This is a genomic window from Protofrankia sp. Cas8 (genome assembly GCF_963555845.1).
In the GTDB taxonomy this organism is placed as follows: Bacteria; Actinomycetota; Actinomycetes; order Frankiales; family Frankiaceae; genus Protofrankia.
The window spans coordinates 1-845 of the sequence record NZ_CAUVXI010000190.1; the positions used below are offsets into that span (position 1 = coordinate 1).

Below are 845 nucleotides of genomic sequence, written 5' to 3' on the forward strand. Positions count from 1 at the left end.
GTAATGGACATGTTCAACCGGGTGGGGGTGGCGACGTCGCTCGGTCCACCCGATCAGGGGTCGTGTACCGGGTTGTGGGTTGGTTGATTACCTCGTCGACATTCGTGGCTGTAAGTAATCGAGCGCTTCGACAGGGACACGAAGGATGCACCGACCATGACCGGCGTCGAACCCGGAGCTCGGACGCGGCCATTTCCAGGGTTCCGTCGATGGTTGGCAGATCGCCGGCGGTCAGCCGGTGCGGCTGCCCCCACTCCTGGCTGGAGCCCTCGTCGTGAGGTCCGTCGTGAGGTCCGTCGCGCCGCCGGTCGCAACCACCGGACTCAACCAGGGAGAGGGCCTGCATCGCTGTCAGACCCGCAGCGACAGTGGCGAGCGTCACATCGCACGCGTCGACGCCGCTGTCCGGACGGCGCGACATCTGCAGGGCCAGCAGCGGCCACGCGGGCTCGGCCGCGCCGCGGTGCAGATGCTGGCAGTGCAGGCACGAGGTCATGCCGGGCAGGACCAGCGGCCCGATCACTGCGGTGGTCTCGCGAATGCCGGCGAGCAGGTGCGGGATGCCGGTGCGTTCCAACTCAAGGGATTCGTGCGGGTGGACGACGGGAATTCCGGCCGGAGTGATCACAACGAGATCGGGACGGAACGGTGCGCCGGCCCGGTGCCGGGTTTCGCGGGATGCCAGGGGCCGCGCGACCCGGGCGATCGCCGAGGCTGTCGCCGTCGAGCGCGGGCGGCCGATGTCATCGAGACGAACACCGCCCGGCGCGACATCGGCGGGCCTGGTCACCCCGGTGTCGTCGACGACCACATGGCCGATCCCGGCCGCGGCCAACAAGGTCGCC

General features: G+C 69.3%; 1 pseudogene. It reads right to left on the reverse strand.

The window, feature by feature from the left end:
* Window positions 1–13: 13 nt before the first annotated feature.
* Window positions 14–845 (reverse strand): annotated as a pseudogene (locus U9977_RS21470) (hypothetical protein); the annotation flags it as partial.